Consider the following 25604-nt stretch of genomic DNA (forward strand, 5'->3'; position numbering starts at 1 on the left):
GCGGTTGGGCGCTCCCCGGCGAGAGCAAGGCCCTCGGCTACGACCGCGCTCCGGGCGGACCCGGTGGGAGCTGAGCCGACGTCCACCGGGTCCGCGAGCCGGGCCGGCTACGGGGGAATGGCCGGTCCGGGTGGTGCTTGGTCTGGGGGAGGGAGATTTTGTGGGACGGAGAAGTGTGCGACAACGTTGTCGAGTCGCCCTGTTGATGATGTTACCGCTTCAACGGACAACGATGCCAACCCAGTTGCGGAGCAGAGCCGTCCGGGTGGCGGACGTGCGTGCCTGTGCCCGGGGCCGACGACGACCCGCCCTGGTCGACGATCCGACCGCCTACGTCGACCCGCTCATCGGCACCAGGAACGCCGGCCATGTCTTCCCCGGCGCCGTCACCCCGTTCGGCATGTTCTCCTTCAGCCTCGAGAACACCCGGGGCGACGCCACCAACACCGCCGCCCCCGGCGGCTGCCACTACGACGCCCCGGCGGCTCTGGTCCGCGCGGCCGGGCGGCATCCCCGGCACCCTCCCGCGCCGAACTCGTCCTCGGCTCGCCGCTGTTCCCCCGGATCGAGATCGACCGCCCGCGCGGCAACGACATCTCCGTCCGCGCGCGAGGCGCCGCCGCGGACGCGCCGTACATCCCTCCCTGAAGGTCAACGGCCTTACCAGCCAGAAGCCTGGGGGAGTGGTCCCGCCGACGCCCCGCCGTCCTTCCGCGAGGGTGAGCAGCCGTACCAGATGGGCGGCAGTACGAAGGTCGCCGTCCGGGCGCTGGCGATGAGCGGCGGCGGTTCGGGACCCGAGGTGCGCTTCCGAGTGGAGACACCCGAGGGTGTGACGGCGACACCCGCCGAGGGGACGGTCGTCGAGGGTGCGCGGGAGATCACCCTCTCCGCCGCCGAGGACCTCCGGCAGGGCTTCTACGACGTGAAGGTCGCGGTGGCGTCCTCCGCGCAGCCCGTGGCGCTGACCGTGGCCGCGCCGGGCATCCTGGCCGCCCCTACGACAACACGGGCGGCCAACGCCCAGAGCATCCAAGTGCCCATCGACACGCGCCGGTTGTCCTTCATCGGCAGCGTCGTCAACGGCAGCCGGCAGGCGGCGGCGATCGTCACCTACGCCGACGGCGGCACCGAGTCCGTTCCGCTCGGCCTCACCGACTGGACCGTCGGTGGCGGTGGCGGCGGCATCCGGTACGGCAACGAGGTTGTCGCGCGGACGCCGTACCGGAATGTCGCGGGCGCTGACCGGGACCCGGTGGCGTCGTACGTGTTCGCCACGAAGCCCTTCCCGGCACCCGAAGGCAGGACCGTCCGGAGCGTGACGCTGCCGCGCGACGTGTGTTCACGTTGGCCGTGGGCTGATCGACGCGGACGTCCCTCAGCCGGCGCAGTCGCTCGGCAAGTCATGCCGCCGCCGGAGTGATTGGCGGTGTTCCCGGTGACCTGGGTGAGGGCGTCGAGCACCGCGCTGCCGCCGGCATCGCTCTTGGTCGGGCCCCGCATGTCCTGGACGCTTCCGGCGGTGATCGCCGGCCGGCCGTCGAGTGGACCCGGATGCCGCCGCCGATGTCGTGGGTCCGCCCCCGCTGCGTACCGTACGAAGCCCGCTTCCCCGGGGCACGTCCACCAGGGTCGAGGAGAACCTCCCGTTCACCCTCGACCCGCTCGCCGTGGCGGTCCCGCCTCTTCAACCGATCGTGACGACACGGGCCCAGGACGGGGGCGCGTCCGGTACGTAGTCGGGGTCGTCCTCGTTCGCCGCGCCGGCCGGGCGGGGAAAGAGCCCTACGACGGTCCGGCAGGACGGCTGCTCGGACGGCCAGGGGGTCTGGCCGTCCGTCAGGGCGACGATCACGTCCGGGCGGGGCCGGGAGCGGAGGGCCGAGGCGAAGCCGGAGCGCAGATCCGTGCCACCGCCGCCGATCAGCTCGATGTCCTCGGCGCGGCAGATCGGCCCGGCGACCCCGGCCGCCGCGTCGCAGGAGATCACCGACACCAGATCGCGCCGACCGCCCACCGCGCGCGCCATCGCCGCCACCTCCAACAACGCGCTGCCCAGTTCGGCGTCGCTCACCGACCCGGACGTGTCGATCACCACGCAGACCCGCGGCGGGTGACGGCGCAGGCTCGGCAGCACCACCCCGGGCAGAGCGGCCGAGCGCCGGGACGGACGCCGGTAGCTGTGGTTCTCGCCCGCGCCCGGCGCACCGGCCGCGGAGCGCACCGCCGCGCCCAGCAACTGCCGCCACGGCTGCGGCGGATGAAAAGCCTCGTCGGCCCATCGGCGCCACCCCTCCGGGCTGTCACCCGGCCGGGCCTTGATCCCTTCGGCGACCCGGAACCGCACCGCGTCCCGTTGCTGCCTGGTCAGCCCGTGGGATCCGTCGGCCCCCAGCTCCCACGGCCGTGGCTGGCCGTGGGCACCGCCGCCGCAGTCCAGCCAGGCCAGGCCGGACAGCGACGCCCGCCGCAGATACTCCTCCATCAGCAGCCCGTCGGGCAGCCGCAGCAGGGAGGGGAGCACCGCCCCGGTGGGCCGGGGCAGGCCCTCGCCGTAGATGTCGTCGTTGATCTCGAAGTCGGCGGCGATGTTCAGCCGCAGACGCTCGCCGGGTCCGTCCTTCTCGTTCTCCCGCACGTACCGCTCAGCCCGCGCATGGTGGTCCCGGAGCAGATGGGAGACCTCGTGCACCCAGACGCCCGCCAGCTCCTCCACCGGGGTGCGCGCCACGAAGCCGGGGGAGACGTAGCAGCGCCAGTGCGCGTCGACCGCCATCGTCGGCACCGAACGGTCCTCCACCACCTGGAGCGCGAAGAGCGCCACGGCCAGGTACGGGCGGACCTCGACCGCGTGCAGCCGGGCGGCCAGCAACTTCTCCATGTCCAGCCGGAGTCCGGCCGGATTGTCCGGCCCGCCGCGCCCGCCCGGCGCCGCCCGCACCGGGCGCGGCGCGGGAGGAGGCGACATGGGCCGCGGCAACGGGCGCGGCGCGGCGCGGGACGAGGCTACGGCGGCGGGCTTCGGGCGCCGAGCGCCCCCGAGAGCCGACGCGGCGGCCGGATTCGGGCGGTGCGTGGTCCTGGTACTCGGCGGGGTGGCCAGGTCCGGGCGGTGACCGACCCCCGTACCCGGCGGGGTGGCCGGGTCAGGGCGGTGAACGGCCCCGGTACTCGGCGGGGTGGCCGGGTTCGGGCGGTGCGTGGTCCTGGTACTCGGCGGGGTGGCCGGGTCCGGGCGGTGACCGACCCCGGTACCCGGCGCGGTGGCCGGGTCCGGGCGGTGAACGGCCCCCGTGCCCGGCGCGGTGGGCAGGGTCGGGCGAGGCGGGGTCTCCGTGCTCGGTGCGCCGGCAGGCTGCGGGTGTCGCGTGGGCCCGGTCATCGGCGTGCCGCCGGGGTGCGGGCGGCCTCCACCGAGCGGGTGGCGCGTTCGGACAGGCCGACGATCGCCGCGAGTCGTTCCACCGCCTGCGGCACCTCCCAGTCGTCGCGCCGCACGGCCGCCAGTGCCTTGGCGGGGGCGACCAACAGGTCCGGCGCACCCGTCTCCAGGGCACGGACCAGCACCGCCCACCCCGCCTCCCAGCGCTCCCGTTCCGGCCGCGCTCCGACGGCGGCCACCACCGCCTCCAGCGCGGCCTGCCGAAGGTCACCCCGCTCCGGCAGCTCGGCGCGGGCCGGATCGGCGAGCAGCAGCTCCGGGTCCGGCAGGTCCATCCGGTCTAGGTGGGCGAGGAGTTCCAGACCGGGCCCGTCGCCCACCGCGCCCCGCACCAGCAGCGCCAGCACGTCCCGGGACACCGCGGCCGCCGTACCGAAGGCCAGCAGGGTCAGCGCGGCCTCCCAGCTCCGGGGCGAGGGCCAGGCGCCCCCGCGCCGGGTCTCGGTGCTCGGCAGCCGGTGGATCAGCGTCGGCCGGGCCTTCAGGAAGCCGCAGACCGCGCGCCGGGCGAAGGCCACCGCCTCCGGCAGCCGCTCCGGGTCCAGGTGGGGCAGCTCGGCCCGGGGCCAGACCCCGCCGAGACCCCGTACGACGACGTCCTTGTCGTGCACCCAGTACAGATGCACGAACCGGTTGGCCAGGGGCGGGCTCAGCTCCCACCCGTCCGCCGCCGACGCGCGCGGATTGGCGGCGGCCACGATCCGTACGCCCGGCGGCAGTTGCAGCGCCCCGACCCGCCGCTCCAGCACGACCCGGAGCAGCGCGGCCTGGACGGCCGGGGTGGCGGTGGACAGTTCGTCCAGGAAGAGCAGGCCCCGCCCGGCGCGCACCAGTTCCACGGCCCACTGCGGCGGTGCCATCGGAACGCCCCGCACCGCCGGGTCGTCCCCCACGATCGGCAGCCCGGAGAAGTCGGTCGGCTCGTGGACGCTGGCGATCACGGTGGTCAGCGGCAGATCCAGGGACTCGGCGAGCTGCGTCAGGGCCGCCGTCTTGCCGATGCCCGGCTCGCCCCAGAGCAGCACCGGCAGATCGGCAGCGACGGCCAGGGTGAGCGCTTCGAGCTGCTCGTCGGGGCGCGGTTCGGTGGTCGTGGTGCGAAGGAGGGTCAGGAGGTCGTCGGCGTGGGCGAGTTGGGGGTCGACGGGCAGCAGCGTGCGAGAAGTCATGAGGCATCACCTGGGTGTGTCGGAGGAACAGGACAGCCGCGAGGGCCGAAGAGGAAGAGGGGACGAGAACGTCCGGTCAGGAGGCCAAGCCGGTGCGGGGCCGGGTCCGGTGGGCGCGCTTGTTGCGCCATACCGGGGGTGTACGCCGACCGAGCCGGGGCGCGCCCGCGTCGGCCCCGCCACCGGCGGCGGGATGCACGGGGACGAGTCCCGACCGGAACAGGCCGTGCTCGATGCGGCCGGCCGCGGCCGACTCCAGCTCCTCCCGGAGCGGCCCGTCGCGCAGCATCGCCCGGGGGCCGAGCAGTCCTTCGACGACGGCCAGCGCCCCGGCGACATCACCGTGACCGAGCCGTTCCCGGACCGCCGGCAGCTCCTCCGGACTGCGGTGCACCGCGTCGATCGCCCGCAGACAGGGCAACGCGGGCCCGCCGAGCGCCACCAGCAGTTCCTCCCGGCGCAGTTCGGCCGGGTCGTGGTCGACCGCCGTCAGTACTCCGTCCCGCAAGGCGATCCGGTGCACCGCGCCCCGGCACTCCACCCGATGCGGATCGGTGGGTTCGGGACCCGGGCGGATCTCCGGCGCCAACCCGTACATCGGGAGGGCCGCGGCGACGAGCGGATGCAGCCGGTCGGCACTGATCAGTCCGGCCCGCAACAGCTCCAGGTCCGGCAGGACCCGGGCCGCCGCCTCCGGCAGCAGCGGAAGCGCCGCGACCTCCTGCGGCGGCAGCGCCCGGCGCACCGGCCGGACGGCCGGAACATGGCTGTCGTCAGGGGCGTAGAGCTCCAGCACCGCACGGCTGCGCGCGCCGAGCCGCACGGTGAAGGCCCCACGAGTACGGCCCTCGGACCGCAGCAACAGCTCGGCCTCGGCGGCCCAACTCGCGGTGGCCCAGCAGGAGTCGGAAGCCACAGGGCTCTCATGCCACCCCGCGGGCTCCCCACTCCGCCCGGCCGGTTCCCCACTCCGTGCGGCCGGTTCCCCGCTCCGCCCGGCCGGTTCCCCACTTCGCCCGGTCAGTTCCCCACTCCGCCCGGCCGGTTCCCCACTTCGCCCGGCCGGCTCCCCACTCCGCCCCGCCAGCTCCCCACTCCGCCCCGCGTCCCACAGATGCCGATGCAGATCGAGCCGGAACCGCCGGTCGGGATGCGGATGCGGATGGTGCCCGGGGTCGGCGCCGCTCCCTGACTCGTCCCACAGGGACAGTGACATCCGCTGCCCGGCGTCCGCCCAGGCGGGCGGCGTCCGCACCACCAGGCGCAGTGGACCCGGGTAATGGGCCAGGGAGAGGGTGAGGCCGGGCCGGAGCCGTCCGTCGGGGGCGATGCGGGGCATGTGCCAGCGCAGCAGATCCGGCGCCAGCCTGCGCAGATCGGCGCGGAGACGGTTGACGAGTTCGGTGCCGTGGCGGTGGCGCACGGCGCGCAGATCGAGATCGACGTCGACACGGGCGGCGGCGCAGGCACCGGCCCAGTCACCGGCCGTACGCCGGGCGGTCGCGGTCTCGATCATGGACGGCGGCACGGCGTACTCGCGTACGCGCTGCCACATCGACAGGCGGGTCGGAATCGCGGGCGCGAAGTGAGGTGCCATCAGCACTCACCTTGCGCGGACGATTCCCCCAATCCACGAGAGGAGAAGTTCTTCATCGCCCGCATCATAAGCACCGCGATCACGATCTGTCAGCAGGGATTCGCCCCGGCCGTCCGGCACCCCGGCATGTCCCGGGGGCGGCGTCACGCTCGACGCCGCCCCCGAGCCGTGCCCAAGGCTCCGTCACTTCAGGAGCCAACTCCGCTCAGTCCGCGAGCAGTTCGACCTCCGAGACGGTCGCCTCGCCGTCCAGCACCAGGCGGTACTTCGCGTACGTCCCCGGAGTCCGCACCGAGAACGCCCTGGTCTGCCGGTCCCATGCGAAGGACTGACCGGTCCGCCGGTCCAGCGTCGTCCACTCCGTCCCGTCGGCGGAGCCCTGGAGGGTCCAGCCGGTCGGCGCCTTCGCGCGGTCCGAGGAGGTCAGCGTGTACTGGACGCCCTTGGCCGCCCGCTGGGTCGGCAGGTCCACGGAGGTCACCGTCGCGGTGGTCGCGGAGGTGTTGTCGAACAGGGCGCCGTCACCCTTGAGCACGTCCGCCCGGGGGGTGGGCACCTGGTCGTCCCGGGTGATGGAGACGGGCGCCGCGTTCTTGCCGCTGCCCCAGGCAGAGGGCCGCGGACCCATGTCGAACTCCAGGACCCCGCCCTTGGCGAGCAGCTTGTGCGGCAGCGAAGTCGACGTCCAGGTCTTGCCGTTGACCTTCAGGCCCTGCACGTACACGTTGCGGGCGCTGTTCCTCGGCGCCTTGACGACGAGGTCCTCGCCGTTCTCCAGATGGACGGTCATCCTGGTGAACAGCGGGGAGCCGACCGCGTATTCGCCGCTGCCCATCACGAGCGGATAGAAGCCGAGCGAGGAGAACAGGAACCAGGCCGACTGCTCGCCGTTGTCCTCGTCGCCGTGGTAGCCCTGGCCGATCTCGCTGCCGGTGTAGAGGCGGGCGAGCACCTCGCGGACGTTCTTCTGCGTCTTCCACGGCTGCCCGGCCGCGTCGAACATGTACAGGGCGTGGTGGGCCACCTGGTTGGAGTGGCCGTACATGCCCATCCGCACGTCCCGCGCCTCGGTCATCTCGTGGATGACGCCGCCGTAGGAGCCCTTGAACTCCGGCGACGCCGTCTCCGGGGTGGCGAGGTACTCGTCCAGCTTGTCACCCAGCTTGCCGCGCCCGCCGTACAGGTTGGCGAGGCCCCGGCTGTCCTGGGGGGCCGTGAAGGCGTAGCCCCAGCCGTTGGTCTCGGTGTAGTCGTAGCCCCACACACGCGGGTCGTACTTCTCCGACTCCACCCGCCAGTCGCCCTTGAGGTCACGGCCCTGGAAGAAGCCGGCCTTGGAGTCGAAGAGGTTGACGTAGTCCTGGGCGCGGTTCAGGAAGTACTCCGACTCCTCCTGGTAGCGCTTCTCGCCGGTCTTCTTGTAGAGGGCCTGGCCCATCTTCGCGATGCCGTAGTCGTTGAGGTAGCCCTCCAGCGCCCACGACAGGCCCTCGTGCGTCTCGGTGCTGGTGTAGCCGAGGAAGGGCGAGGTCGCCATGCCCTTGCGGCCCACGCCGGACGACGGCGGCACCACGGTCGCGTTCTTCACGGCCGCGTCGTACGCCGACTTCGCGTCGAAGTCGACGCCCTTGACGTAGGCGTCAGCGAAGGCGACGTCCGAGGAGGTGCCGGTCATGAGGTCCGCGTAGCCGGGGGAGGACCAGCGGGAGGTCCAGCCGCCGTCCTTGTACTGCTGCACGAACCCGTCGACCATCTCGCCCGCCTGACCGGGTGTCAGCAGCGAGTACGCCGGCCAGGTCGTCCGGTAGGTGTCCCAGAAGCCGTTGTTGACGTACACCTTGCCATCGACGATCTTCGCGCCGGTGTGGGTCGGGGTGTCCGGGTTCGGCATCGGCGAGAACGGCGAGGCGTACTGGTACTTCGAACCGACCTTCTCGAAACCGGAGTTGGGATACAGGTACAGCCGGTACAGACTGGAGTAGAGGGTGGTCAGCTGGTCCGGCGTGGCGCCCTCCACCTCGACCTTGCCGAGTATCCGGTCCCACTGGCGCTGGGCCCGGTTCTTCACCGCGTCGAAGGACGTGCCCTCCGGGGCCTCCTGGCGCAGGTTGTCCTTCGCCTGGTCGACGCTGATCAGCGAGGTCGCCATCCGCAGGGTGACGGTCCTGTTCCCGGGCTTGAACCGCAGGTAGCCCTTGACCCCGGCCGAGCTGCCCTCCGTCACGGGCGCGTCGAACACGCCGTACACGAACAGCCGGGTCGCCCCCGTCGACAGCCCCGACTTCACGTCGGAGTAGCCGGTGAACGTCCCGGTCTCCTTGTCGAGCGTCAGCCCCGCCTGGTCGGTGACGTTGTCGAAGAGCACGCTCGCGTCGTCGCCGGGGTAGGTGAAGCGCATGACGGCCGCGTGGTCGGTCGGCGCCATCTCCGCCTTGAGGCCGTTCTCGAAGCGCACGCCGTAGTAGTACGGCCGAGCCGTCTCGTTCTCGTGCCGGAAGGCCAGCTGCCGGGCCTCACGGCCCAGCTCGGGCGTGCCGGACGCGGCGGACGGCATCACCTGGAAGGTCTGCCGGTCGCCCATCCACGGGCTCGGTTCGTGGCTCGCGCTGAACGCCTGGATCGTCGGCAGGTTGTCGGCGTTGTTGGACCGCGCGTAGTCGTAGAGCCAGCTCAGCGAGCCGGCGTTGGTCACCGGCGTCCAGAAGTTGAAGCCGTGCGGCACGGCCGTCGCGGGGAAGTTGTTGCCGCGCGAGAAGCCGCCGCTGGAGTTGGTGCCGCGGGTCGTCACCGCGTAGTCCGACAGATGCGCCTTCGGCCGCTCCCGCGGTACGGCCTTCAGCGCCACGTCGTCCAGCCAGCCCCTAAACTTCGCCGGGCCCTTGGGGGAGTCGTAGGCCACCAGGATCCGGTCGACGGTCTTGCCGGCCGCGACCGACCCGATCCGCGAGGCCACGTTGTTCCACTGGTTGACGTACAGGATCTTGGCGGCTCCCTGCCCCTGCGGGGTCAGCGGGAAGCCGTGCTGGTCGGTCGCCTTCAGATCGCTCAGATACGTGCCGTCGGTGAAGGCGAGGTCGACGGAGACGTTCGTGGCGTCGTAGTCGCGGTCCCCGTCCGCCATGGACGGGAAGATCCGGTACGACAGCTGGGTGTCGCGTCCGACGGCCACATCGACGTCGAAGACCTTGTTGTACGAGTACGCCCGGTCGTCCGAGGTGTGCCGGCCGGCGTAGCGCAGCGCCCGCTTGCCGGTGAAGCCGGCGCCCGCCTTCGCCGTCGGCGAGCCGGTCGGGCCGCGGTCGACGAGCGAGAGCATGTCCTGCGGGATCGGGTCGGCGCCCCCGCCCTTGGAGAACTGGACGTCGGCGAGCTGGAGTATGTCACCGCCGTTGTTCTTGGTGATGTTCAGCCGGAAATGCCGGTATTCACCGGGATTGGCGATGTCGTACGTCTTCGTCTGGAACGGCTCGGAGAAGGACTCCCCGGAGCGGGTGTCCACCGTGGTCCAGTTCGTGCCGTCCGTGGAGCCCTGGAGAGTCCAGTCCCGCGGGTTGCGCTCCTCGTGGTCGTTGGCCGACGTGAGCGCGTAGGTGACCACCTTGACCGGTGTGGCCAGGTCGAACTCCACCCAGCCGGTGGGGGTGAAGGTCAGCCACTTGGTGCTCGGCTCGACGTCGACGAGGTTCTCCTTCACCTCGCGGGCGCCGGTGTTCTCCCCGCTCGCGCGGACGTCCGTGACCTGATCGGTCACATTGCCCGGAATGCCGGTGCTGTACCCGCCGTCCACGCCGGCGGTCCGCTTGCTGCCGTCCGGCGCGGTGTCGACGGTGTTGAGCCAGTCCGGGGCCGGGTCGCCGGACTCGAAGGAGGAGCTGAACTCCCGGTCGGCGGTGGGGGCCTCGGGCAGGGCGACCGCGACGCCCTGGGAGCCCACTGCCAAAGCGAAGGCGGTCGTCCACGCGACCGCCGTGCCACGTCTGTGCCTCATCGGCGAACTCATCGGCAAGCACTCTCCCCGCGCTCTGGACAACGTTGTCAGCTTCGGTGCGCAAGGATTAGTTGTGGCTCAAGTCGCCTGTTGTGTCAAGGGTGTTGGCTGCGGCATTCGGGGGTGATGGCGCGGATATTTCCGTCAGGCCGTACACAGCCCGCTCATATTTCCGAGAGGTCTCAACTCGGAAAAGACCACCGGCCAACCTTGCATTCGATCTTGCTCCCCTGGCGGGAAGTGGACTATACCTGTCGGCGATTCACGGTACTTCCTGCATGACCCTGCTTGACCTGACCGCGGTGCCGGGGAGGATCCGGTTCACCGCCTGAGTCCTGGAGAAGGCGAGGACTTGAGCATGGGATCCAACACCGACCCGAACAGCACAGTTGTGGGCACGAACCGCCGCGATCTGATCAAGCGGTCCGCCGCGCTCGGCCTGATCTCGGTACCCACGATGAGCTTCCTGTCCGCCTGCGCGAGCGGCGGCGGGGACGAAGACTCGGGCACCGAGAACGAGGGCAAGACGTCGAAGGACAACCCCTTCGGCGTGAAGAAGGGCAGCAAGCTCGACGTCGTCGTCTTCAAGGGCGGCTACGGCGACGACTACGCCAAGGCGTGGGAGGCGTCCTTCAAGAAGAAGTGGGGGGTCACCTCGACCCACACCGGCACCCAGGAGATCACCGGCAAGCTCCAGCCGCGGTTCAACGCCAACACCCCGCCGGACATCGTCGACAACTCCGGCGCCCAGCAGATCCCGATCGACGTGCTCGCCAAGAACGGCCAGCTCCTCGACCTCGCCGAGGTCCTGGACGCCCCGTCGATCGACGACCCGGGCAAGACGGTCCGCGACACCCTGATCCCGGGCACGCTGGACGCGGGCATGCAGAGCGGCAAGGTCGTCGCGCTCAACTACATCTACACGGTGTGGGGCCTGTGGTACTCCGGCAAGCTCTTCCAGGAGAAGGGCTGGGAGCCGCCGAAGACCTGGGACGACTTCCTGGCCCTGTGCAAGGACGCCAAGTCCCAGGGCATCGGCGGCCTCGCCCACCAGGGCAAGTACCCGTACTACATCAACGTCGCCATCATGGACCTGATCGCCAAGACCGGCGGCCTGGACGCGATGAAGGCGATCGACAACCTCGACCCCAAGGCGTTCGTCGGCTCGGACGCCGCGACCGCCGCCGTCGAGGCGATCTACGAGGTCGTCGAGAAGGGCTACTTGATGCCCGGTACGAACGGCCTGACCCACACCGAGTCCCAGACCCGGTGGAACCAGTACAAGGCGGCCTTCATCACCAGCGGTTCCTGGCTGGAGAACGAGCAGCTGAAGCAGACGCCCGAGGACTTCGACATGAAGTTCCTGCCGATGCCGCTGCTGCCCGACAGCCAGCTGCCGTTCGAGGCGATCCGGGCCGGTTCCGGCGAGCCGTTCATCATCCCGGCCAAGGCGAAGAACCTGCCCGCGGCCAAGGAGTTCATGCGGTCGATGCTCTCCAAGGAGTGGTCGACGCTGTTCGCCAAGGAGGCGAACTCGCTGACCATCCTCCAGGACGGCGTGGACGCGAGCGTCCAGCTGCGTCCCGGCACCCAGTCGACCGTCGAGGCGTCCAAGGCGGCCGGCGAGAACACCTTCCGCTTCCTGTACACCGAGTGGTACAGCGAGATGAACACGGCCATCGAGAACGCCTCCAACGAGCTGATGGCCAAGCGCATCCAGCCCAAGGAGTGGCTGAAGCGGGCGCAGGCCGCGGTGGACAAGCAGGCCAAGGACCCGGAGTCCAAGAAGAACCGACGGGACTGATCTCGACCGACCGCACTCCGGGCCGGAGCGAGAACTCCGGCCCGGAACGGGACTTCAGGGCAGGAAACGCCAATGCGCAAAGGGCAGTACCGGTTCGTCGCGGGGTTTCTCTTCGTCCCCGTGGCGCTGTATGTGATCTTCGTGATCTGGCCGTACATCCAGACGTTCGGCTATTCGCTGACCGACTGGAAGGGTCAGTCGCAGACCTTCAGCTTCGTCGGCCTGGACAACTACGTGGCGTTGTTCAAGGACGACATCTTCATGAGTGCCATCTGGCACAACATCCTGTTCCTGATCTTCATCCCGGCGATCACCATTCTGCTGGCGCTGTTCTTCGCGTTCATGCTGAACGCGGGCGGGCGCGGGCGGGCCGGCGGGGTCTCCGGGGTCGCCGGATCCAGGTTCTACAAGATCGTCTACTTCTTCCCGCAAGTGCTGTCGCTGGCCATCATGGCGGTGCTGTTCGGCGCCGTGTACCGCAGCGACGGCGGCGGCATGCTCAACGGCTTCCTCATCAAGCTCGGTCTGGTCGACGAGGGCACCCCGGTGGAGTGGCTGAACGAGCCCAACATCGTGCTGTGGGCGCTGATGGCGGTGGTCGTCTGGCACGGCGTCGGCTTCTACCTGGTGCTGTTCTCCGCCGCCATGCAGTCCATCCCACGGGACATCTACGAGGCCGCGCTGATCGACGGCGCCGGCCGGGCCCACACCTTCTTCCGCATCACCCTGCCGCTGCTGTGGGACTCCGTGCAGACCGCCTGGGTCTACCTCGGCATCGCCGCGATGGACATGTTCATCCTGGTGTCGACCATGACCTCCGGCGACTACGGCGGCGGGCCCGACCACCACAGCGAGGTCATGGCGACGGTGATGATGCGCAACTTCCTCCTGTACGGCAAGAGCGGCTACGCCTGCGCCATGGGCGTGATCATGCTGCTGCTCACCCTGATCGTGTCCGTGGTCACGCTGCGCGCCACCCGCCGCGAGCGCATCGAGTTCTGAGCGGGGAGAGACGACGATGAGCGCACCCATCAAGGAATCCGCCCCGCCCACCGGGCGGCCCGCGGACAAGACCCCGGCCCGACCGGGCGACGAGCGCAGCGAGGGCGTCGTACTGAACGTCTTCTCGCACGGCTTCCTCGCCCTGTGGGCGCTGCTGATCGTGCTGCCGCTGCTGTGGCTGGTGCTCAGCTCCTTCAAGACCGACGTGCAGATCGGCTCCTCGGCCTTCGGCTGGCCGGAGAACTGGTCGTTCGACGTCTTCTCCCGGGCCTGGGACAAGGGCATCGGGGACTACTTCGTCAACACCGTCATCGTGCTGATCTTCTCGGTCCCGCTGACCATGCTGTTCGGCTCGATGGCGGCCTACGTGCTGGCCCGCTACCAGTTCTGGGGGAACCGCTTCCTCTACTACTTCTTCGTCGCGGGCGCGATGTTCCCGGTGTTCCTGGCGCTGGTCCCGCTGTTCTTCATGGTCAAACGCCTCGACATGCTGAACACCTACCAGGGCCTGATCCTGGTCTACATCGCCTACTCGATGCCGTTCACGGTGTTCTTCATGCACGCCTTCTTCCGGACCCTGCCGACGGCGGTGTTCGAGGCGGCGGTCCTGGACGGCGCCTCCCACAGCCGGGCCTTCTTCCAGGTCATGCTGCCGATGGCGAAGCCGGGACTGCTCAGCGTCGGCATCTTCAACACCCTCGGCCAGTGGAACCAGTTCATCCTGCCGACGGTGCTGATGCAGCCGCAGAGCGGTGACGATCCCGAGCGCTATGTGCTCACCCAGGGGCTCATCCAGCTCCAGCAGCAGCAGGGGTACGCCTCCGACCTTCCGGTGCTCTTCGCGGGCGTCACCATCGCGATGATCCCCATGCTGGTCGTGTACCTGTCCTTCCAGCGCCAGGTGCAGGCCGGTCTGACCTCCGCCACCTTGAAGTAACCCTCGGCAGTCGCTCGTACGCACGCCGTTCCCGTCCCTGGGAGCGGCGTGCGTCGGTGTGTCCAAGGCCCCGGATACTGTTCAACCTCTTGACGGGAGGCAACCCGAACGGCTCAGCTTAGAGTTCACTAGTTGGACATAGACGGGGCCTCGCTGAAGCGGTCCCGCGCGCAGGAGGTCGTCGTGGAGACTCCGGGGTCGCAGTCGTCGCTGCACCGAGCCAACCTGGAACGGGTCGTCCGGGCCGTACGGCTGGCCGGCTCGCTCACCCAGGCGGAGATCGCCAGGACGACGGGTCTGTCGGCGGCGACGGTATCCAATATCGTCCGGGAATTGAAGGACGGCGGGACCGTCGAGGTCACGCCCACTTCGGCGGGTGGCCGCCGGGCCCGCAGCGTCTCGCTGAGCGGGGACGCCGGCATCGTCATCGGCGTCGACTTCGGCCACGCCCACCTGCGCGTCGCGATCGGCAACCTCGCCCACCAGGTGCTGGCCGAGGAGTCCGAGCCGCTGGACGTGGACGCCTCCTCGACACAGGGCTTCGACCGGGCGGAAGAGCTGGTCAACCGCCTGATCGCGGCGACGGGGGTGGATCGCTCGAAGGTCGCGGGCGTGGGCCTCGGTGTGCCGGGTCCGATCGACGTGGAGTCCGGGACGCTCGGCTCGACCGCCATCCTGCCGGGCTGGACCGGCACCAAACCCGCCGAGGAGCTGGGCGGACGGCTCGGGGTGCCGGTGCACGTGGACAACGACGCCAACCTCGGCGCCCTCGGAGAGCTGGTCTGGGGGAGCGGCCGGGGGGTGCGGGACCTGGCGTACATCAAGGTCGCGAGCGGTGTCGGCGCGGGTCTGGTGATCAACGGGAAGATCTACCGGGGGCCCGGCGGCACAGCAGGTGAAATCGGACATATTACACTTGATGAGTCCGGCCCGGTCTGCCGCTGCGGAAACCGGGGCTGCCTGGAGACCTTCGCTGCCGCGCGCTATGTGCTCCCGCTCCTCCAGTCCAGTCACGGCACGGATCTCACCATGGAAGGCGTCGTGCGGCTGGCCAGGGACGGAGACCCGGGCTGCCGTCGGGTGATCGCCGACGTCGGCCGACACATCGGCAGTGGAGTGGCCAATCTTTGCAATCTCCTGAACCCGAGCCGGGTGGTCCTCGGCGGCGATCTCGCCGAGGCCGGCGAGCTGGTTCTCGGGCCCATCAGGGAGTCCGTGAGCCGGTACGCGATCCCCAGCGCGGCACGTCAACTCTCCGTTCTCCCAGGGGCCCTTGGAGGCCGTGCGGAGGTGCTCGGAGCGCTTGCTCTCGCACTCAGCGAGATGGGCGATTCGACCCTTTTGGACGGCACCCTGCACGCTGCGGCACCCGCCTTCACTTAGAGAACGGATGGCACCGTTGCCAACCCGTTAAGGATTTACTTCTTGACGTCGCACGCGTGGCCGAGTTGACTTCCAGCCACCTCGGCCGCAACGACGCGGCCTCGTCAGGGAGGTTTCTAGAGTGAACACGCGTATGCGTCGTGCCGCCGTCGCCGTTGCCGCAGGTGCAATGGCCATCTCGCTCGCCGCTTGTGGCAGCGCCGATGAAGCGGGCGACAACGGATCCACCGAGTCGAGCGCCAAGAAGGGCGACGACATCAAGGTCGGTCTGCTCCTGCCGGAGAACCAGACCGCGCGTTACGAGAAGTTCGACCGCCCGCTCATCGAGAAGAAGATCGGTGAGCTGACGAACGGCAAGGGCGAGGTCGTCTACGCCAACGCCAAGCAGGACGCCAGCACGCAGAGCCAGCAGGTCGACTCGATGATCACCAACAAGGTGGACGTGATCATCCTGGACGCGGTGGACTCCGCGGCCATCAAGTCCTCCGTGCAGAAGGCCAAGGACGCGGGCATCCCGGTCGTCGCGTACGACCGCCTGGCGCAGGGCCCGATCGACGCCTACACCTCGTTCGACAACGTGACGGTCGGCAAGACCCAGGGCGAGGCCCTCCTGAAGGCCCTCGGCGACAAGGCCAAGGACGGCCAGATCGTCATGATGAACGGCTCCTCCACCGACCCGAACGCCGCCCAGTTCAAGGAGGGCGCGCACTCCGTCCTCGACGGCAAGGTGAACATCGGCAAGGAGTACGACACCAAGGAGTGGAAGCCGGAGAACGCCAACGCCAACATGGAGGGCGCGATCTCGGCGATCGGCAAGGACAAGATCATCGGCGTCTACTCCGCCAATGACGGCATGGCCGGCGGTATCATCACCGCCCTCAAGGCCGCCGGCATCGACGACGTCCCGGTGACCGGTCAGGACGCCGAGCTCGCCGGTGTGCAGCGCATCGTCACGGGTGAGCAGTACATGAGCGTCTACAAGCCGTACGCCCCCGAGGCCGACGCCGCCGCCGAGATGGCCGTCGCGCTCGCCCAGGGCAAGTCGCTCGACTCCGTCGCCAAGGACAAGGTCGACAGCCCCACCAACAAGGGCATCCCGTCCGTCCTGGTCGACGTCACCTCGCTGACCCAGGAGAACATCAACGACACCGTCGTCAAGGACGGCGTCTACACGGTCGCCGAGATCTGCACCGCCAAGTACAAGGCGGCCTGCGAGAAGATCGGCCTCGAGTAATCAGCCGCAAGTCCCTTCCCCGGTAACGGAATTCGTCCTTGAATCCCGTTACCGGAAACTCCCGAAGGACTCGCAGGCTCCAGGCTCCCTCCGGCGCTCCGCGCATTCGACAGCCCCGCAAAGCTCGGCGCGGGGCGCCGGACGGAACTCCCCCTCATTCTTTGCACAACCTCCCGCCGGGTCAGGCGGCGAAGGAGATGGTTCACGTGTCCGCTACGCCCGTGCTGGCGTTGCGCGGGGTCTCCAAGCGATTCGGTGCCGTCCAGGCGCTCACCGACGTAGAGCTTGAGGTCCACGCCGGTGAGGTGGTCGCCCTGGTCGGCGACAACGGCGCCGGAAAGTCCACGCTGGTCAAGACGATCGCCGGCGTGCACCCCATCGATGACGGCGTCATCGAGTGGGACGGCAAGGCCGTAACGATCAACCGGCCGCACGACGCCCAGGCCCTGGGCATCGCGACGGTCTACCAGGACCTCGCGCTGTGCGACAACATCGATGTCGTCGGCAACCTCTACCTGGGCCGGGAAGTGCGCAAGCGCGGCGTCCTGGACGAGGTGGAGATGGAGCGCCGCTCCCGCGAGCTGCTGGACACGCTGTCGATCCGCATCCCCAGCGTTCGTATCCCGATCGCCTCGCTCTCCGGCGGTCAGCGCCAGACGGTCGCCATCGCCCGCTCCATGCTGGGCGAGCCCAAGCTGGTCATCCTCGACGAGCCCACCGCGGCCCTCGGTGTCGAGCAGACCGCCCAGGTCCTCGACCTGGTCGAGCGGCTGCGCGAGCGCGGCCACGCCGTCATCCTCATCAGCCACAACATGGCCGATGTGAAGGCGGTGGCCGACAAGGTCGCCGTCCTGCGCCTCGGGCGCAACAACGGCGTCTTCGAGGTCAAGTCGACCTCGCAGGAAGAGATCATCTCCGCCATCACCGGTGCCACGGACAACGCCGTGACCCGTCGTGCGGCGCGCAGCAATGGGGAGGCTCAGAAGTGAGCATCGACAAGACCTCCACGCCTCCCGAGGACCTCGCGGTGGAGAACCCCGAGGCGGCGCGCGGCTCCGACGTCGCCGTCGACCCCCGGCTGCTGGTGCGCGAGAAGGGCTTCGCGGGCTACGTCAGCGAGTTCAAGCGCAAGATGAAGGCCGGCGACCTGGGTTCCATCCCGGTCGTCATCGGTCTGGCGGTCATCTGGATCATCTTCCAGAGCCTGAACTCCAACTTCCTGACGGCCGGCAACCTGTCCGACATCTCCGTCGCCATGGTCGGCACGGGCATGATCGCCGTCGGCATCGTGTTCGTCCTGCTGCTCGGCGAGATCGACCTGTCGGTCGGCTCGGTCTCCGGTGTCGCGGGCGCCAGCTTCGCGGTGCTGAACGTCACCAACGGCATGAACGAGTGGCTCGCCTTCGTGCTGGCCATCCTCACCGGTACGGCCGCCGGCGCCATCCACGGCTTCTTCTTCGCGAAGATCGGCGTCCCCGCCTTCGCCGTGACCCTGGCCGGTCTGCTGTTCTGGAACGGCTTCATGCTCAAGATCCTGGGCGACAACGGCACCATCAACCTGGACAGCGACGGCATCGTCGCCAAGCTGACCAGCTACTACTTCTCCGATGTGGCCGCCGCCTACGGTCTCGCCATCGCCGCGACCGCGCTGTTCTTCCTCAGCTCCTTCTACGGCAACCGCCGCCGCGAGGCCGCGGGTGTGCCGTCCCGGCCGCTGAGCGACACCATCCTGCGCACCGTGCTGCTGGCGATCGTCTCCTTCGCCGTGGCCGCCGTCTACAACTCCTACAAGGGCCTGCCGCTGGCCGTGGTGCTCTTCATCGCGGTCCTGCTGCTGACGGACTTCGTGCTGCGCCGCACCGCCTACGGCCGCAAGGTGTTCGCGCTCGGCGGCAGCGTCGAGGCCTCCCGCCGCGCGGGCATCAACGTGGAGATGGTCCGGATCTCGGTCTTCGCGATCTCCGGCACCTTCGCCGCCATCGGCGGTCTGTTCATCGCGTCCAAGATCGCCTCGGCGAACCAGGGCGCCGGCGCCGGTGACCTGCTGATGAACGCCATCGCGGCGGCAGTCATCGGCGGTACCTCGCTGTTCGGTGGCCGGGGCCGCACGTGGAACGCCCTGCTCGGTGTTCTCGTGATCGTCTCGATCCAGTACGGCCTGGCCCTGGAGGGCATCGCCTCCCCGGTCCAGTACATGATCACCGGTGGTGTGCTGCTGGCGACCGTCGTCATCGACGCGGTCACCCGCAAGACCCAGAAGACCGCCGGCCGCGCCTAGCGCATCCCGTGAGACCTGTTGCCCGGTACCAATGGGGGTACCGGGCAACAGTCATGTCGTAGGAACGCCGCATTGTGGGTACAGCGGCTTGCGTGACCTACGACGCACCGCCCGGGCGCGGTCCGCGAAGACGGAACATTAGACTCGACAAGCCCGGCAACAGCTCGAACAGCTCTACTGCAAGGAGGCACGGGTGCCGCTGCTGACCCGCATCAGGGGACCGCGCGATCTGGACCGGCTCAGCCTGGAGCAGCTGGACCAGCTGGCAGAGGAGATCCGGACCTTCCTCGTCGACGCCGTGTCCAAGACCGGCGGCCACCTCGGCCCCAACCTCGGTGTGGTGGAGCTGACCATCGCCCTGCACCGGGTCTTCGAGTCGCCGAAGGACAAGGTGCTGTGGGACACCGGCCACCAGTCCTACGTCCACAAGCTCCTCACCGGCCGCCAGGACTTCTCCCGGCTGAAGATGAAGGGCGGCCTGTCCGGCTACCCCTCGCAAGGGGAGTCCGAGCACGACGTCATCGAGAACAGCCACGCCTCGACGGTCCTCGGCTGGGCCGACGGCCTGGCGAAGGCCAATGAGATCCGCAAACGCGACGACCACGTCGTCGCCGTGATCGGGGACGGCGCCCTCACCGGCGGTATGGCCTGGGAGGCGCTGAACAACATCGCCGAGGCCAAGGACCGCCCCCTCGTCATCGTCGTCAACGACAACGAGCGGTCCTACGCGCCCACCATCGGCGGCCTGGCGAACCACCTCGCGACGCTGCGCACCACCGACGGCTACGAGCGCTTCCTGAGCCGCACCAAGGAGATCCTGGACCGCACCCCGGTCGTCGGCAAGCCGCTCTACGAGACCCTGCACGGCGCCAAGAAGGGCCTGAAGGACTTCATCGCCCCGCAGGGCATGTTCGAGGACCTCGGCCTGAAGTACGTCGGCCCCATCGACGGCCATGACATCGAGGCCCTGGAGTCCGCCCTGGCCCGCGCCAAGCGCTTCGGCGGCCCGGTCATCGTGCACTGCCTCACCGAGAAGGGCCGCGGCTACCAGCCCGCCCTCCAGGACGAGGCGGACCGCTTCCACGCCGTCGGCAAGATCCACCCCGACACCGGACTGCCGATCGCCTCCTCCGGGGCCGACTGGACGTCCGTCTTCGGCGAGGAGATGGTCGCGCTCGGCAAGGAGCGCGAGGACGTCGTCGCCATCACCGCCGCCATGCTCCAGCCGGTCGGCCTCGACAAGTTCGCCAAGGCCTTCCCGGAGCGGGTCTACGACGTCGGCATCGCCGAGCAGCACGGCGCCGTCTCCGCGGCCGGCCTCGCCACCGGCGGACTGCACCCGGTCTTCGCCGTCTACGCCACCTTCCTCAACCGCGCCTTCGACCAGGTCCTGATGGACGTGGCCCTGCACAAGTGCGGGGTGACCTTCGTCCTGGACCGGGCCGGCATCACCGGCACCGACGGCGCCTCCCACAACGGCATGTGGGACATGTCGATCCTCCAGGTCGTGCCCGGCCTCCGGCTCGCCGCCCCGCGCGACGCCGACCAGGTCCGCGCCCAGCTCCGGGAGGCCGTCGAGGTCACGGACGCGCCGACCGTGGTCCGCTTCTCCAAGGGCGCCGTCGGCCCCGCCGTACCGGCCGTGGGCCGCGTCGGCGGCATGGACGTGCTGCGCGAGCCCGGCACCGACCGGCCCGACGTGCTGCTCGTCTCCGTCGGCGCCCTCGCGCCGATGTGCCTGGAGATCGCGGACCTCCTCGACAAGCAGGGCATCACCACCACCGTCGTCGACCCGCGCTGGGTCAAGCCCGTCGACGAGGCCATGGCCCCGCTCGCCGAGCGGCACCGGGTGGTCGTCACCGTCGAGGACAACTCCCGCGTCGGCGGCGTCGGCTCCGCCGTGGCCCAGGCGCTGCGGGACGCTGGCGTCGACGTCCCGCTGCGCGACTTCGGCATCCCGCCGCGCTTCCTCGACCACGCCTCGCGCGCCGAGGTCATGGCGGAGATCGGCCTCACGGCCCCGGACATCGCCCGCCAGGTCACCGGGCTGGTCTCCAAGCTGGACGGCCGGTTCGACCGTACGGCCGCGGAGGTCGACCAGGTGGAATCCGCGCGCGACTGAGTACCGCCGAATGGGCCGGTTCCACACCCCCTTTGCGGTGGTGGAACCGGCCCGTCCGTGTGACATCGCTTGTGTCAGGGCATACGCACCACGCCCCCTCTCGATCATGTCGAGGACGACAAGCGTCGGAGGTACGCCCATGAGCAACACCCTCTTCCGGACGAAGAAGGTCGAGCAGTCCATCCTCGATACCGAGGAACCGGAGCACGCGCTCAAGAAATCCCTGTCCGCGCTCGATCTGACGGTCTTCGGCGTCGGTGTCATCATCGGCACCGGCATCTTCGTCCTGACCGGCACCGTCGCCAAGAACAACGCCGGGCCCGCCGTCGCCCTGGCCTTCGTGGCGGCCGGCGTCGCCTGCGCGCTCGCCGCGCTCTGTTACGCCGAGTTCGCCTCCACGGTGCCGGTCGCCGGGTCCGCCTACACCTTCTCGTACGCCTCCCTCGGGGAACTGCCCGCCTGGATCATCGGCTGGGACCTGGTCCTGGAGTTCGCGCTCGGCACGGCGGTGGTGGCCGTCGGCTGGTCGGGCTACGTCCAGTCGCTCATGGACAACGCGGGCTGGGAGATGCCCGCGGGCCTGGGCAGCAGAGAGGGCGCCGACGCCTTCGGCTTCGACATCCTCGCCGCCGCACTCGTCCTCGTCCTCACCTTCATCCTCGTGCTCGGCATGAAGCTGTCGGCGCGGATCACCTCGCTCGTCGTCGCCATCAAGGTGACGGTCGTGCTGACCGTGATCATCGCGGGCGCCTTCCTGATCGACGGCGACAACTACGACCCCTTCATCCCGAAGACGCAGGCCGTGGAGGCGGGGGAGAGTCTCCAGGCCCCGCTGATCCAGCTGATGTTCGGCTGGGCTCCCTCCAACTTCGGCGTGATGGGCATCTTCACCGCCGCCTCGGTCGTGTTCTTCGCCTTCATCGGCTTCGACGTGGTGGCCACGGCCGCCGAGGAGACCAAGAACCCGCAGCGCGACATGCCGCGCGGCATCATCGGTTCCCTCCTCATCTGCACCGCGCTGTACGTCGCCGTGTCGATCGTCGTCACGGGCATGCAGCACTACAGCGAGCTGTCCGTGGACGCGCCGCTCGCCGACGCCTTCAAGGCCACCGGGCATCCCTGGTTCGCGGGCTTCATCAGCTTCGGCGCCGCGGTCGGCCTGACGACGGTCTGCATGATCCTGCTGCTCGGCCAGACCCGGGTCTTCTTCGCGATGAGCCGGGACGGACTGCTGCCGCGCTTCTTCTCCCACGTCCACCCGCGGTTCAAGACCCCGCACCGGCCGACCATCCTGCTCGGTGTGATCATCGCGGTGCTCGCCGGCTTCACCCCGCTGACCGAACTCGCCGCCCTGGTGAACATCGGCACCCTGTTCGCCTTCGTGGTCGTCTCGATCGGCGTGATCATCCTCCGCAGGACGCGCCCCGACCTGCACCGGGCCTTCCGCACCCCGTGGGTGCCGGTCATCCCGATCCTGTCGGTGTGCGCCTCGCTGTGGCTGATGATCAACCTGCCCGCCGAGACCTGGGTCCGGTTCGCGATCTGGATGGCCGCGGGCTTCGTCGTGTACTTCCTCTACGGCCGCTCCCACAGCCGCCTCGGGCGGGAGGAGCAGGCCTCGGTCGGCGGTACGGTGCAGCCTCCCCGAGGCGACGCGGAGTAGTCCGTTCTGTTTGACGCCCCGGCCCCGTATGTCCCGCTTAGGTAGGGACTGCGGGGCCGGATAGCGTGCACTTCCATGTACGCCGAGCCCTTCGCCCCGCAACGCTCCGTATCCGCGCGGCGAGCGGGCCACGGCTACTGGAGCCGCCTGCTGCCCGTCCTCGCGCTCCTGGCCTGCCTGACCCGCGTCCCGTCCTTCACACGGCCCCTGTGGAACCCCGACGAGGGCTATCTCGCCGTACAGGCCCGGATGCTGGCGGCCGGCGGGGAGCTGTACGAGACGGTCGTGGACCGCAAGCCGCCGCTCGTGCCGTGGCTGTACCAGGGCGCGTTCGCGCTGGCCGGCTCGGACTCGCTCACGTCGGTGCGGGTGCTGGCGGTGCTGGCCCAGCTGCTGACGGCGGTCCTGCTCGCCTCGCTGGCCCGCCGCCGCTGGGGCGACCCGGCGGGCCGCACGGCCGGGGTGCTGTACCTGCTGATCTCCGTCGGCCTCAACCCCGAGGACGCGCAGGCGGCCACCTTCGAGGTGTTCATGCTGCCCTGCACGGCGGCCGCGATGTGGTGCGCGGACCGGCGGCGCTGGGCCGCGGCCGGTACGGCGGTCGGCTGCGCGTTCCTCGCCAAACAGACCGGCGGGGCGGTCCTGGTGCCGGTGCTGTGGCTGTGCGGCGCCTCCTGGGGCGGGCTGCTGCGGCTGGGGGTGGGCGCGGCGACGCCGGTGCTGACCGCGGCGGTGCTGACGACGCCGGGCGGCTTCCTGTTCTGGACGGTCACCGGATCGGGGGCGTACGCGTCCTTCACGGGGTCCGAACTCCACGTCCTGGCCAGGGCGCTGACGAACACGGCGATCCTGACGGTGGCCTGCGCGGGCCTGCTCCCGGCGGTCGTACGGGCCGTGCGCACCCGGCGTACCGGGACGGCGGACGCCCTGCTGTGGCTGCTCTCGTCGGCCGGGGCGGTGGTGCTCGGCTTCCACTTCTTCGGCCACTACTACCTGCAACTGACACCCCCGCTGGCCCTGTTGGCGGCGGCGGCCCTGCGCGGCACCCGGGCCCGGAGCGCGGCGGCGGCCTCGGCCTGCGCCTGCGCCCTGTTCCTGGCCTGGGGCCTGCTCGCCCCCCGCCCGGAACTGACCCACGCCGAGCGCCTGGCGCGGGCGATCACCGCGCACACCGCTCCCGGCGACCGGATCCTGCTGTGGGGGATACACCCGGAGACGTACTGGCTCGCCGACCGCACCCCGGCGACCCGGTACCTGACGGCGGGCCTCCTGACGAACTACAGCGGCGGCCGGGACGGCCCGGGGGTGGGGGAGCGGTACGCCGTGGCGGGCGCCTGGACCACCTTCCGCACCGAACTGGCCGACCCCCCGGCCCTGATCGTCGACGACTCCCGCGGCAAGCCGTACGCCCCGGACCGGATCCGCCCGCTACGACGGCTGCTGGAGGGGTACGAGGAGGTGGCGACGGTGGGCGGAGCCGTGCTCCACAAACGCTCCTGGCCTCACGGCCGTACCGTCCGCGGTCCCGCCACCTCCGCGCCCAACTCCGTCACCCGCCGCCGCAGTTCCCGGTCCGCCGTCACCACCAGGCACGGACGTCCGTCCGCCCGGTCGGCGACCAGCCGCACCATGTGGTCGTCACCGCTCCCCGGCGCGGACTCCACGTGCACGCCGTCGACCGAAGGGACCCCCCGAGCCGCCCCCTCCACCACGAGCACGATCTCGACCGGCCCCGCCCGCCCCGGCACCCCGTCCGCCGCCAGCCGGTCCCGCAGGCGCTCCGCCGCCCCCCGCCGGTCCCGCCACCACCCGTCGGGCACCGACCCGACGACGTTCGCGGCATCGACGATCACCAGCAAAGGAGCCTCCATGGCCCCAGGGTCGCACGCGCTGCCAGGGACGCCCCCGTTTAAAGTGATCCGGTGAACGGCGACTGGCTCATACGCGGCCGAGACGGCCGCCTCAGCGTCTACTGGCACACCCAGGACGCCGTCCTGTGCCGTGCGGAACATGTCCCCGGCGGCAGCTGGGACGCGCCCCGCCGAGTGGGCGGTGACCAGAAGGTCCAGGCGGGCTTCGCCCTGGGCCAGGGCGCCGACGGCTACGCCCAACTGGTCGCCTGGCGGCCCACCCGTTCAGGTGAATCCGGCCTGGTGCACTCCACCCACTTCCGCCCCCGGCTCGCGGCGCTGGACTGGATCCCCATCGGCCACCCCAACAAGACCGGCGAGCGCACCGGCACCCCGGCCGTCGCCGTCGACACCGAGGGCCGCGTGTACCTCTTCGTACGCAATCGCGGCAAGGGCGTGCACACCATCAACCAGAAGGAGCGCGGCGGCTGGAACACCTGGCACGACCTGAAGGGCTCCAGGGTCGGTGAGGAACTCGTCGCCGTCAGCGCGGAGTCGGGCCTGGTCGAGGTGTACGCCGTCGGCCCCGCCGGGGTCCTGCGCTGGCTCCAGCAGGAACCCGGCGCCCGGCCGGTGGCGGCGGACCCGCTGACCGCCGAGGTCGCCCCGGGGACGCTCAGCGCGCTGCCCACCTCGAAGGAGCACACGACCCTCTTCTTCGCGGACCCCGACGGCATGCTGCACGCCTGGCGTCCGGACGGCGACCCGGTCCCGCTCATCGCCGTCGCGGGCCCGGGGCCGGTCTCCGCCGTCCGCTGCGTCCTGGGCGGTCACGACTGCACCCTGCTCGCCCAGCGCTCCTCCTCCGGCCGCGTGGCGTTCGCCGCGTATCCGACGGAGCGGGAGTCGGCGGGCCTGTGGTGGACGGAGTCGGGACCGGCGCTGCCGGTGGGCACCCGGGTCGCCGTGGCGGAGGACGCCGAGGGCCGGGTGGTGGCCGCCAGCCTCACCCCGGACGGCGTTCTGCGCCTGGCCCGCCAGAAGGACGAGCCGGGACTCGCGCTGGCGGCCTGGCAGACCGTCTGAGCGACGGGAAGAGGGCCCCCGCCGAGGCGGAGGCCCTCTTCACAGCCGT

Annotated in this window: 16 protein-coding genes and 3 pseudogenes; 14 read left to right on the forward strand and 5 right to left on the reverse strand. The window is 70.2% G+C overall.

The annotated features are described in order from the left end of the window. Nucleotides 1–232 precede the first annotated feature (232 nt). Nucleotides 233–466: pseudogene (locus AC068Z_RS37995) on the forward strand (hypothetical protein); the annotation flags it as partial. Between the two features lie 92 nt (nt 467–558). Further along, nucleotides 559–1423 (forward strand): annotated as a pseudogene (locus AC068Z_RS38000) (glycoside hydrolase family 92 protein); the annotation flags it as partial. Nucleotides 1424–1687: 264 nt separating this feature from the next. Here AC068Z_RS38000 and AC068Z_RS38005 read toward each other — a convergent pair. Continuing rightward, nucleotides 1688–2881, reverse strand: a complete 1194-nt coding sequence (locus tag AC068Z_RS38005; protein WP_478567122.1) for a vWA domain-containing protein — start codon at nt 2879–2881, stop codon at nt 1688–1690. Nucleotides 2882–2966: 85 nt separating this feature from the next. Here AC068Z_RS38005 and AC068Z_RS38010 point away from each other — a divergent pair, with 85 nt between their 5' ends. Then, nucleotides 2967–3116 carry a hypothetical protein gene (locus AC068Z_RS38010; RefSeq protein ID WP_478566807.1) on the forward strand — a complete coding sequence of 50 codons (150 nt, stop codon included), beginning with the start codon at nt 2967–2969 and terminating at the stop codon, nt 3114–3116. Between the two features lie 262 nt (nt 3117–3378). On the opposite strand, the gene AC068Z_RS38015 is transcribed toward AC068Z_RS38010, so the two are convergent. The 3 genes from AC068Z_RS38015 to AC068Z_RS38025 form a co-directional block, all read right to left on the reverse strand. Beyond that, nucleotides 3379–4611 carry an AAA family ATPase gene (locus tag AC068Z_RS38015; RefSeq protein WP_478566810.1) on the reverse strand — a complete coding sequence of 411 codons (1233 nt, stop codon included), beginning with the start codon at nt 4609–4611 and terminating at the stop codon, nt 3379–3381. 76 nt (nt 4612–4687) lie between these two features. After that, nucleotides 4688–6208, reverse strand: coding sequence for a hypothetical protein (locus AC068Z_RS38020; protein ID WP_478566813.1), 1521 nt, complete (start codon nt 6206–6208; stop codon nt 4688–4690). Between the two features lie 205 nt (nt 6209–6413). Further along, nucleotides 6414–10208, reverse strand: coding sequence for a GH92 family glycosyl hydrolase (locus AC068Z_RS38025; protein WP_478566816.1), 3795 nt, complete (start codon nt 10206–10208; stop codon nt 6414–6416). Between the two features lie 346 nt (nt 10209–10554). Between AC068Z_RS38025 and ngcE the strand changes: the two genes are divergently transcribed. The 10 genes and pseudogenes from ngcE to AC068Z_RS38075 all read left to right on the forward strand — a co-directional run. Continuing rightward, the gene (gene ngcE / locus AC068Z_RS38030) at nt 10555–12000 is read left to right on the forward strand and encodes an N-acetylglucosamine/diacetylchitobiose ABC transporter substrate-binding protein (protein WP_478566819.1); all 1446 of its coding nucleotides are present in this window, start codon (nt 10555–10557) and stop codon (nt 11998–12000) included. Between the two features lie 72 nt (nt 12001–12072). Continuing rightward, a complete protein-coding gene (locus tag AC068Z_RS38035) occupies nt 12073–13002 on the forward strand; it encodes a carbohydrate ABC transporter permease (RefSeq protein WP_478566822.1) in 930 nt (309 codons plus the stop codon). A gap of 16 nt (nt 13003–13018) precedes the next feature. Next, nucleotides 13019–13939, forward strand: a complete 921-nt coding sequence (locus AC068Z_RS38040; protein ID WP_478566825.1) for a carbohydrate ABC transporter permease — start codon at nt 13019–13021, stop codon at nt 13937–13939. Nucleotides 13940–14122: 183 nt separating this feature from the next. Then, a complete protein-coding gene (locus AC068Z_RS38045) occupies nt 14123–15322 on the forward strand; it encodes an ROK family transcriptional regulator (protein WP_451725814.1) in 1200 nt (399 codons plus the stop codon). 133 nt (nt 15323–15455) lie between these two features. Then, nucleotides 15456–16556 carry a substrate-binding domain-containing protein gene (locus AC068Z_RS38050; protein WP_478567127.1) on the forward strand — a complete coding sequence of 367 codons (1101 nt, stop codon included), beginning with the start codon at nt 15456–15458 and terminating at the stop codon, nt 16554–16556. A gap of 197 nt (nt 16557–16753) precedes the next feature. Beyond that, nucleotides 16754–17545, forward strand: a complete 792-nt coding sequence (locus tag AC068Z_RS38055; protein ID WP_478566828.1) for an ATP-binding cassette domain-containing protein — start codon at nt 16754–16756, stop codon at nt 17543–17545. Next, on the forward strand, nt 17542–18834 hold the full coding sequence (locus tag AC068Z_RS38060) for a sugar ABC transporter permease (protein WP_478566831.1): 1293 nt from the start codon (nt 17542–17544) through the stop codon (nt 18832–18834). The genes AC068Z_RS38055 and AC068Z_RS38060 overlap by 4 nt, the downstream gene beginning before the upstream one ends. 193 nt (nt 18835–19027) lie before the next feature. Beyond that, a complete protein-coding gene (dxs, locus tag AC068Z_RS38065; protein WP_478566834.1) occupies nt 19028–20956 on the forward strand; it encodes a 1-deoxy-D-xylulose-5-phosphate synthase in 1929 nt (642 codons plus the stop codon). A gap of 139 nt (nt 20957–21095) precedes the next feature. Then, nucleotides 21096–22619 carry an amino acid permease gene (locus AC068Z_RS38070; RefSeq protein WP_478566837.1) on the forward strand — a complete coding sequence of 508 codons (1524 nt, stop codon included), beginning with the start codon at nt 21096–21098 and terminating at the stop codon, nt 22617–22619. Between the two features lie 75 nt (nt 22620–22694). Beyond that, a pseudogene (locus AC068Z_RS38075) lies at nt 22695–24116 on the forward strand (ArnT family glycosyltransferase); the annotation flags it as partial. A 5-nt stretch (nt 24117–24121) separates the two neighbouring features. Here AC068Z_RS38075 and AC068Z_RS38080 read toward each other — a convergent pair. Beyond that, nucleotides 24122–24490 carry a PIN domain-containing protein gene (locus AC068Z_RS38080; protein ID WP_478567130.1) on the reverse strand — a complete coding sequence of 123 codons (369 nt, stop codon included), beginning with the start codon at nt 24488–24490 and terminating at the stop codon, nt 24122–24124. Nucleotides 24491–24541: 51 nt separating this feature from the next. On the opposite strand from AC068Z_RS38080, the gene AC068Z_RS38085 reads away from it, so the two are divergent. Next, nucleotides 24542–25555, forward strand: a complete 1014-nt coding sequence (locus AC068Z_RS38085; protein WP_478566839.1) for a DUF8189 domain-containing protein — start codon at nt 24542–24544, stop codon at nt 25553–25555. Nucleotides 25556–25604 lie beyond the last annotated feature (49 nt).

The organism is Streptomyces sp. NPDC043726, from assembly GCF_056436565.1.

Bases quoted from the DNA above. Each gene is read 5' to 3' on its own strand.
- AC068Z_RS38005 (WP_478567122.1), bottom strand. From the start codon at position 2,881: ATGGAGAAGTTGCTGGCCGCCCGGCTGCACGCGGTCGAGGTCCGCCCG.
- AC068Z_RS38010 (WP_478566807.1), top strand. From the start codon at position 2,967: ATGGGCCGCGGCAACGGGCGCGGCGCGGCGCGGGACGAGGCTACGGCG.
- AC068Z_RS38015 (WP_478566810.1), bottom strand. From the start codon at position 4,611: ATGACTTCTCGCACGCTGCTGCCCGTCGACCCCCAACTCGCCCACGCC.
- AC068Z_RS38020 (WP_478566813.1), bottom strand. From the start codon at position 6,208: ATGGCACCTCACTTCGCGCCCGCGATTCCGACCCGCCTGTCGATGTGG.
- AC068Z_RS38025 (WP_478566816.1), bottom strand. From the start codon at position 10,208: ATGAGTTCGCCGATGAGGCACAGACGTGGCACGGCGGTCGCGTGGACG.
- ngcE (WP_478566819.1), top strand. From the start codon at position 10,555: ATGGGATCCAACACCGACCCGAACAGCACAGTTGTGGGCACGAACCGC.
- AC068Z_RS38035 (WP_478566822.1), top strand. From the start codon at position 12,073: ATGCGCAAAGGGCAGTACCGGTTCGTCGCGGGGTTTCTCTTCGTCCCC.
- AC068Z_RS38040 (WP_478566825.1), top strand. From the start codon at position 13,019: ATGAGCGCACCCATCAAGGAATCCGCCCCGCCCACCGGGCGGCCCGCG.
- AC068Z_RS38050 (WP_478567127.1), top strand. From the start codon at position 15,456: ATGCGTCGTGCCGCCGTCGCCGTTGCCGCAGGTGCAATGGCCATCTCG.
- AC068Z_RS38055 (WP_478566828.1), top strand. From the start codon at position 16,754: ATGGTTCACGTGTCCGCTACGCCCGTGCTGGCGTTGCGCGGGGTCTCC.
- AC068Z_RS38070 (WP_478566837.1), top strand. From the start codon at position 21,096: ATGAGCAACACCCTCTTCCGGACGAAGAAGGTCGAGCAGTCCATCCTC.
- AC068Z_RS38080 (WP_478567130.1), bottom strand. From the start codon at position 24,490: ATGGAGGCTCCTTTGCTGGTGATCGTCGATGCCGCGAACGTCGTCGGG.